Source organism: Neobacillus muris, assembly GCF_943193175.1.
In the GTDB taxonomy this organism is placed as follows: Bacteria; Bacillota; Bacilli; order Bacillales; family Cytobacillaceae; genus Neobacillus; species Neobacillus muris.
On the sequence record NZ_CALPDF010000032.1, the window covers coordinates 46,830 to 53,725 of the forward strand.

The following is a 6,896-nucleotide window of genomic DNA, read 5'->3' on the forward strand; positions in this document are numbered from 1 at the left end:
GACTATCTTTGCATTACGGCATTTCTTTTCTATTTGCAGCCTATTCCAGGCTTAATGTTTTAAACGGGGATAGGAGCTGGATAAACCTTTTAATTGGAAGCTCACAGGCAGGATATTTTTCTAAGAAATCAAGCATCGTGAGTCCTTTATCTGCCACTTGGCTTTCGTATTGCTTCTCCTCTAGCAGCGCTTCCAATTCTCGTTTATGAGGCGGACAAACAGTAAAGGCTGCCAGCTCTTTGATTTGTTCAAGTGTGGCTGTTTCCTGTAGATCCACACAATAGCTAAATAAATCCCATGCGCGGATAGGAAAATGCAACGGTAAATGCCAATATTCCAGCTCGTTTCCATTCAAAACCATTCGGGTATTTTTCTCTAACCCAAATCGATGAATAACTCGTTCTGCCAAAACGGGATGGTTAGCAGGAGGTAAGATTGCTTTCTTTTCCTCTTTATATTGGCTTTGGCTTAATGATTCTAGATTATCATCAAAAAATTGTACCGTTAACAAATCTTCATTCAGGGATGAATGAGATTCAAGACTTAAGCCAAATGCATCGGCAACAGTTGGCCATAATTGCCGGTCCCAATCTTCCACTTGCCGGTCAAAGTCGCTGCTCGCATCTCCCTGACCTTTAGGAGCAACACGTAAAGCCCCTTTTTCTGCCAATTTTTCATCTATGAAATTAGGAATGTGTTGATAGGTGCTTGCCCAGTTGGTATCACCACAACCAAAAACTGTATATCGGATACCGCTCAAATCTAGATCGTCATTGTCCTGCAGCCATTTAATAAACTTTCGTGCATTTTTTGGCGGCTTTCCATTATAGGATGCGGTAACAATGTATATAACTCCTTCTTTAGGGAGCTTTCCGACATACTCATCTAGAGGAGCGATTGTAGTTTGAAACCCTTTCAAATTTCCTGTTTCAACCAGGTTTCTGGCAATTCCTTCCGCCGTTCCAAGGTTAGAACCATATAGAACGAGCAGAGGTGTACGATGTGCAGGAACAGCTGGCACCCGCAAGTTAAACGGGGGTTTTGACTGTGCCTGGACCATCGGAACAGTTTCCGTGCCGATAAAATTATAAGCGTCTTGCTGTTCACGAGCGCGAACCTTCATTGTCAGCCCATCCGGCTTTAAGGTCAATGTTTCCTTAATCTTTAATTGATAATTCGTGTGATCAATCAAATAAAAGCTCTTTAAAATCATTCCAATCAAAAGGGCAGCTTCATGCATGGCAAACTGTTGTCCAATGCAAGCCCTCTGCCCATTCCCAAATGGTTTAAAAGCAAAGTGGGGAACCTTTTTCGGGTCTTCGAATCGTTCCGGCCTAAACTCTTCAACATCTTCTCCCCAAGCCTCTTTGTCCCTATGCAAATTAAGGTTTAGGATGTTCACAACATCCCTTTTCTTAATCGAATATTTTCCTGCCAGCATAGTATCTTCCTTGGCATAAAGTGAAAACATTGGAGCCGTTGGCCATAATCTCAAAGCTTCATTAAGAATCATCCGAATGTACTTTAAATTTCTCACCTGTTGATAGGTTGGTGCAGATCCAGTTAATACCCGGTCCACTTCTTCATAAGCTCTTGCCAGCTTATCTGGATGTTTCATCAGAAAAAATAAGGCAAACGACAATAAGCCGCTGGTTGTTTCATGGCCGGCAATCAAGAAGGTGATAATTTGGTAGCGAATATTTTCATCTGTCAATTTCTCACCTGATTCTGGATCTTCACAGTTGAGCATCCTGGAAAGGAGGTCGTCGGCATCATCTTGATCTTCGCTTGATTTTCTTTCTTGAATAATCCGGTCCACAAGGGAGAACATGTATTCAATATCCCGATTAAATTGCTGCCGATTCTTTACCATCAGCTTATCTTGGATTTCAAGACGGTTGCTTTGATGCATCGCTTCGTCCAAAGCACGGGACATGCTTTGAATAAACCGGTGCGGCCTTTCCCGATAAAAGCTGTTAAACCTGTAATTGAAACCGCACAAACCAATGGTGTCCAAGGTCAAACGTGTCATATCTTCAGGGACATCGATGCTCTCATCTGAATTCAGGCGGGCCCATTTTTGTATCAGCTGTGAAGCGATATCTACCATCATTAAATGATATCCCTTCATTGCGCTTTGGCTGAAGGCTGGGAGCAGGATATTGTGCGCCTTCCGCCAATTTTCCTCCTTCGTCCAGCTCGTAAATAATCCATCCCCTGAGAAGGAACGGACCTTTTTTAGCGGCGCATTCACCAGTTTATCAAATCGGGATTCATCACAGACATCTTTCACTAAATCCCCAGAGGTTACAAAAATGCCAGTCCCAGTTGGGAATTTCAGTTTAAAGATAGGACCGTATTGAAGACCCAGCTTCATAATTGATTGGGAGGGTTTATTCAGGTCTAGTTGAGGGAGGTTTCCCAGCGGTCCATATGTTTTAGGCTGAGGAATCTCAGCAAACTCTGTCATCATCATGCTTTTCACGTACACCTGCCTTTATAAAATGTTTTAGAATATTTATAATATTAAAATAATATTTTAATCGATTATACCATGGAATCCATTTTCAAATAAGTAGGTAAAGATCGAAAAAATATGACATAAACCGACATATTTCCTCGTTTCGGTACAAGAATCATTGAGAAAAGTGGGGCATTCAAATGGAAACGTTTGCATAAAGGATGAAATTTGTCTCGGGGCATACTGAAAGTCTATCCAATCGCTTATAGTTGTTCATTATTTTAATAAAACGAGGGGCTTAACAGAAGTTATGAAAAATGTTAAGGCCGCTTTATTCGCGGCCTTTTGATGTATGGAACTAGCTGAAAGCTGCCTTATTTATTTTCCTTATCTGACACCTTTTTCTTATCGCTTAATGTCCGATATATTTGGGTATACATACTGCCCTCTGCAACATGCTCCAAGAAGAAAGGGCCAATCAACTCTAAATATTGATCATCATCAAACATCTTTTTGTTTTGCAATTCCATTTCGGCTAAGCCTTCATATGTAGCAAGAAGGGCATAAGTATGGTCTTCCCCTGATACAGGTGTTAAAATCTCAACAGAATGATGGTAATTTTCCATTCTAAATTTTTTTATTTCTCTAAGGTTATCAATCCCCTCCTTAAATTTCTCCTGTCGAATGACAAACGTTTGATAAACCAGAACTGACATAGAAAACACCCCCAAAAAGTAAACAAACCTATTGTTAGTATGAATTTGTTTTTATAGCTTATTCCATGAAATGAAGATATTAAAATTATTGAAAAAAGTTTTTTGGAAAGGACGCTATACATAAAATCCCTTCCAAGACCTTAATAGGACCTGAAAGGGATTTTATTTTTTCGAAGTTATCTTAGCTCTTCCCAATCGGCATAATGGCCGCTTCCCTGGCACCCGGGACATTCAAATGAGTTAAAATAGGCAAATTCATTATAAGGATAAACCGTATAGCCTCGGCCATAGCAATCAGGACATTTGCCTTGGTCCTTCATATTGGAGAGATGAGTTTGGTATTTAGATTCCCTCCATTGATTAAATGAGTTGAGCAGTCCCATATATTTCACCTCATTATCTTTCAAATAATCATTTAAAAAAACAGTTAAAATTCATTCTCAGTATCGGGGGTTTGAGCTTTTCTTATAGTATGGGACCAATTTGGAATATTTATGCTTGCATTCTAAAAAAAGCACCCGTGCCTTTTAGTTGTGTTTTTATCAAAAATAGGATGAAAATGCTTTCGTGTTATAATAATTTTATGTAAGTTTACTCGTTTCCGTGCCTATTATTGGTGAAATTTTTTCTATGCCCATCAATAGATTCATGTTTGTAAAAGGGATATTTGCTTGCAATTGATTCATACTACCAATAGAGGTGATGTGCATGAAAGATTGGAATGAACAGTCAGCACCTAATAATAATTTACTTCCTAAAACACTTAGAACGGGGAAATTCTTAAAGAATCAAAAAGACGATTATGAATTTTCGGAAGAGCTATCAGATGGCGGTGAACGTGACCAATATATTGAACGCCAAAGAAAGAACCTTAAAATGAAATAAAACGCAATTAAAAAGTGGCGATATCCCATCGTCACTTTTTTTGAGGGTTTTTAGAAATTTCCTTTACAAATCCTATGGATAATTGTAGAATTTCTATGTACCTAATAAAACTAGGTAGGTGACAGTATGTTTAACCGTGAGCTGGTAAAAGGAAGTACCTCACTCATTTTGCTTCAGCTGCTGAATGAGCGGGACATGTACGGCTATGAATTAGTGAAAGAGCTTGAACAGCGAAGTGATAATGGCTTAAGTGTTAAAGAAGGGACACTGTACCCAGCCCTTCATAAGCTTGAAAAGCAGGAATACATTGAATGCTACTGGCAGGAGCAAGAAAAAGGTCCCGCAAGAAAATATTATCGGATTACCGATGCCGGCAGAAAATTATTACTTGAGAAAACACGTGAATGGCAGGATTTTGTTCAGGTTATGAACAAAGTGATTGGGAGATCAAGTCATGGAACGGCCGAAGAGTAAGTTTCTAAAAGAATTAGCTAAAGGATTAGGAAACCATCAGGAAAAAGACAGTATTCTCAGAGAATATGAGATACATATTGATGAGATATTTATGGAGTCTCAAGATTGCACCAATGAAGAGGAGTTGATGGAACGGATATTATCAAGACTTGGCAGCCCGGATGAAATCGCCCAGATGTGGAAAGAAGAACTATCTGTTACTCCCAGCAACATGAAATGGCTTTTCATTCTGCTAAATATTATCTTCTTTTGTGGCGGCAGTTTGTTCACCTTGGTGCACAATTTATATAAATGGGAGTGGCTGACAAAGCTTTGGAATTATGTAACGGCAATCCCGACATTAATTGCTTTTCTCTATCTGTTTTTTTGGGCATTGCTGGGGTATGAAATTGGCAGAGGGTTTGGGCATGGAGGGAGAAGGCTCCTTCGAACTACCTTTTTGCTTTCGCTTATCCCAAATTTGGTCTTAATGGTTCTGACCGTTTTCGAGATTATTCCACATGGGTGGTTTGCTCCATTATTAACGAGAACTTTTATTATTGCTTGTATCCTCTTTACGGTTGTTCTATACCCGGTCAGCTGGCTTGGTTACCGGTGGGGCAGGAAAGCGTCGATATAAGCATTTTTTTTACATATATACCTAGGTAAACTATGCATATAGAATATCTTTATAAGGAGAGGGATTCAGGATGGATCAGAAATGGAGAAAGACAGATGGTATCTTTTTCAGTTTATGCCTTCTGCTTGGAATATTAGCAGAAGAATCATTTTTTCGTGGAGAAGTAGGCATCTCCTATATTGTTTTTATCATGGCTTTTTATTCGGTGTTTTTTTGGCGCTATCGGCGGATTCCTCTGTCTCATCAGCGGTTTGGCTATTTAGTTCTTTGCTGTATATGGTTATTGGCAGCCAGTTATTTTTTAACTGGCAATGTACTGTTTCACCTTTTAAATGTGTTGGTTATTCCTGGTTTGGTGATTTTTCATTTAGTGTTGGTAACAAGCCCGAAACAAATAAACTGGAATCAGCCTGCATTTATCACATTTATTTTGACAAGAATTTTAGAAGCATTTAAATACAATTTTCATTTTGCGGCTAATGTTGGCAATGGGCTAAAGCAGGGAGCAAAGGAAGAACAATTGATCATTTGGAAAAAAATACTTATCGGCATCTTGGTTGCTATTCCCGTCTTATTTGTAGTCCTAACCTTGCTTATATCTGCAGATGCTCAATTCGAGCGGTTGGTTGGAAGTGTACCTAACTGGTTCAAGGTCATTGATGAAGAGGGGACCATTCGGTTTTTCGTCGTTGTTTTTACTACTTTATGCTTCTACGGATTCATGCAGGTTCTCCTGCAGAAACCGATAAAAGTATTCAAGAATGGCGAGAATAAGAATTCCTATCAGTTGGATGCCATTATTACCATGACGGTTCTTGTTTTGATTAATGCTGTCTATGCTTTATTTATAGCTGTCCAATTTAAATATTTCTTTGGAGGCTCACTTCAAGCTGACTATACGTATGCAGAATACGCAAGAAAAGGATTTATTGAGCTTTTGTTGGTCACCCTAATTAATTTATCTATCACTGTTACAGTACTGGCCTTGGGTCGTGGTTTAAAACGGTTCATACAAGTGTTGTTAACGATTTTAATTATTGCCAGCTCCGTCATTCTTTGTTCCGCATTTTTGCGTTTAAGCATGTATGAGGAAGCCTATGGATTTACCTTTACCAGGGTGCTGGTGCATTCGTTCATGATCTTTTTAGTGTTGATTTTCGCCTATACACTTGTAAAAATCTGGGTGGTAAAACTTTCATTGCTGCATTTTTACTTCATCTCCTCGTTATTATACTATACAGCCATTGCCGTGATGGATTTGGATAGATTCGTAGTAAAGGAAAACATCCAGCGTTATGAAACACATGGAAAAATTGATGTTCATTATTTGAATAGCTTGTCATATACAGGTGTTCTCGGTCTCATCGACCTCTATAAGAAACATCCAGCGATTCCTGAAGTAAAAGACATTTTACAAGAACGAAAAAATGAAGCGTCAACAAACAGCTATCCTTGGCAATCTTATAACTTAAAAAGGGAACAAGCGAATAAAGAACTGAAAGGGTTAAGCTTAAAAAAATAAAAAAAACGGGATCGGTGGATGATCCCCAGGCTGTCGAAAAACCTTCGACAGCTTTTATTTTATCTTTATTCTTTATTAATTCACCGCGTTAATATGATATAATATTATTAATAGTTGTCTATGCGAATTGTCGGTTGATTTGCGCTCCAGGCGCTTCGCTTTCCGCGGGCGTGCCGGGGAGCTTCCTCGGCGCTGAAGCGCCTGCGGGATCTCCCCAGC

At 39.2% G+C, this 6,896-nt stretch carries 7 protein-coding genes; 4 read left to right on the forward strand and 3 right to left on the reverse strand.

What is annotated here, in order from left to right; genetic code table 11:
- Positions 1 to 40 precede the first annotated feature (40 nt).
- From NFS43_RS17840 to NFS43_RS17850, 3 genes are all read right to left on the reverse strand, one after another.
- Positions 41 to 2,470: a cytochrome P450 gene (locus NFS43_RS17840; RefSeq protein ID WP_251554119.1), complete on the reverse strand. Its 2,430-nt coding sequence runs from the start codon at positions 2,468 to 2,470 to the stop codon at positions 41 to 43.
- A gap of 365 nt (positions 2,471 to 2,835) precedes the next feature.
- On the reverse strand, positions 2,836 to 3,177 hold the full coding sequence (locus NFS43_RS17845) for a hypothetical protein (protein WP_251554120.1): 342 nt from the start codon (positions 3,175 to 3,177) through the stop codon (positions 2,836 to 2,838).
- Positions 3,178 to 3,353: 176 nt separating this feature from the next.
- A complete protein-coding gene (locus tag NFS43_RS17850) occupies positions 3,354 to 3,584 on the reverse strand; it encodes a methionine aminopeptidase (RefSeq protein WP_251554121.1) in 231 nt (76 codons plus the stop codon).
- Between the two features lie 301 nt (positions 3,585 to 3,885).
- Here NFS43_RS17850 and NFS43_RS17855 point away from each other — a divergent pair, with 301 nt between their 5' ends.
- The 4 genes from NFS43_RS17855 to NFS43_RS17870 all read left to right on the forward strand — a co-directional run bounded on the left by NFS43_RS17855 (position 3,886) and on the right by NFS43_RS17870 (position 6,677).
- On the forward strand, positions 3,886 to 4,062 hold the full coding sequence (locus NFS43_RS17855) for a hypothetical protein (protein WP_251554122.1): 177 nt from the start codon (positions 3,886 to 3,888) through the stop codon (positions 4,060 to 4,062).
- A 126-nt stretch (positions 4,063 to 4,188) separates the two neighbouring features.
- A complete protein-coding gene (locus NFS43_RS17860; protein WP_251554123.1) occupies positions 4,189 to 4,536 on the forward strand; it encodes a PadR family transcriptional regulator in 348 nt (115 codons plus the stop codon).
- The gene (locus NFS43_RS17865; protein ID WP_251554124.1) at positions 4,517 to 5,155 is read left to right on the forward strand and encodes an HAAS signaling domain-containing protein; all 639 of its coding nucleotides are present in this window, start codon (positions 4,517 to 4,519) and stop codon (positions 5,153 to 5,155) included. Before NFS43_RS17860 ends, NFS43_RS17865 begins: the two co-directional genes overlap by 20 nt.
- 70 nt (positions 5,156 to 5,225) lie before the next feature.
- Positions 5,226 to 6,677, forward strand: coding sequence for a DUF4153 domain-containing protein (locus NFS43_RS17870; RefSeq protein WP_251554125.1), 1,452 nt, complete (start codon positions 5,226 to 5,228; stop codon positions 6,675 to 6,677).
- The last annotated feature ends 219 nt before the right edge of the window (positions 6,678 to 6,896 follow it).

Bases quoted from the DNA above. Each gene is read 5' to 3' on its own strand.
- NFS43_RS17840 (WP_251554119.1), bottom strand. From the start codon at position 2,470: ATGACAGAGTTTGCTGAGATTCCTCAGCCTAAAACATATGGACCGCTG.
- NFS43_RS17845 (WP_251554120.1), bottom strand. From the start codon at position 3,177: ATGTCAGTTCTGGTTTATCAAACGTTTGTCATTCGACAGGAGAAATTT.
- NFS43_RS17855 (WP_251554122.1), top strand. From the start codon at position 3,886: ATGAAAGATTGGAATGAACAGTCAGCACCTAATAATAATTTACTTCCT.
- NFS43_RS17860 (WP_251554123.1), top strand. From the start codon at position 4,189: ATGTTTAACCGTGAGCTGGTAAAAGGAAGTACCTCACTCATTTTGCTT.
- NFS43_RS17865 (WP_251554124.1), top strand. From the start codon at position 4,517: ATGGAACGGCCGAAGAGTAAGTTTCTAAAAGAATTAGCTAAAGGATTA.
- NFS43_RS17870 (WP_251554125.1), top strand. From the start codon at position 5,226: ATGGATCAGAAATGGAGAAAGACAGATGGTATCTTTTTCAGTTTATGC.